The following is a 948-nucleotide window of genomic DNA, read 5'->3' on the forward strand; positions in this document are numbered from 1 at the left end:
ATTCAAACATTGTATTATATTTTTATAACCTTGTAACGGGTCTTTTCCTACATATTTCCCAAAATGCACCACAAGACCAACAGATCCACATGCTTCCGTGATCTCAAGTCCGTTTTTTATCAGGCTCACCATCAACTCGCGCTGCGCAGCATCTGCCGCAGGATTCAAGGGATAAGGAGCATGTCCAATAGACTGCATATCATGAGCACGGCAAAATTCCGCACAGGAAGCAGCATCCTGCACATTTACGATTTTCGTCGATAAGCTCCTCGGATTCATCGGGAAATATTGAAAAGCTTTAGCCCCCATCGCTAGCGCCGCTTTAGCTGCTCCGCTATATCCGCCCCTCGTACTCACATGGGCACCAACATACATGACCCCTCAGCCCTTTCACGATTGACAGTTCGCACAATRAAAACATTTGCGACTAGAAACTTCTGTCTTTATTAGTGGATGACCACAACGTAAGCAGGGTTCGCCTTCACGGTCATATACACGGCATTTGGCATCAAATTGTCCAGTTAGCCGATCTCCAACAAATAATGGTTCATCGATATAGCCGCCGTACTGAATGGCTTCGAGAAGAACGGTGCGCATCGCTTGAAATAAACGATTCTGCTCCTCACTTGTTAGGGATGACAGCTTGCGCAGAGGCACAATACCCGCAATAAAGCAGATCTCATCCGAGTAACAGTTTCCAATTCCTGATAAAAAAGATTGATCGACTAGCGTCACTTTCAGATTGCCATTTTTCCCTTTGAGTAGACTCTGAAATCGCGTAAATGTGAAACCAGGTTCCAAAGGTTCAGGACCTAATTTACTTAATACCTTCTCAGCTTCAGGTATCGCATGCATGTGTAAATATCCTAACCGCAATCCAATGAAGTATAAGTGCTGTGTGCCAAAATGGATCACGACCTGCGATGTCCGATCCGGTTTCTCCTCTTC

The 948-nt window shown here is 45.2% G+C and carries 2 protein-coding genes; both read right to left on the bottom strand.

Annotation, left to right across the window (positions count from 1 at the left end; translation table 11 throughout):
• The coding region (locus AC1DUA_RS39145) for a TIM barrel protein (RefSeq protein ID WP_477504806.1) at positions 1-375 on the bottom strand (375 nt) is incomplete at its 3' end.
• Positions 376-390: 15 nt separating this feature from the next.
• Positions 391-948: Fpg/Nei family DNA glycosylase (locus tag AC1DUA_RS39150; protein ID WP_477504807.1), on the bottom strand; the 558-nt coding region annotated here is incomplete at its 5' end.

Source organism: Paenibacillus sp. 01T422, assembly GCF_056398785.1.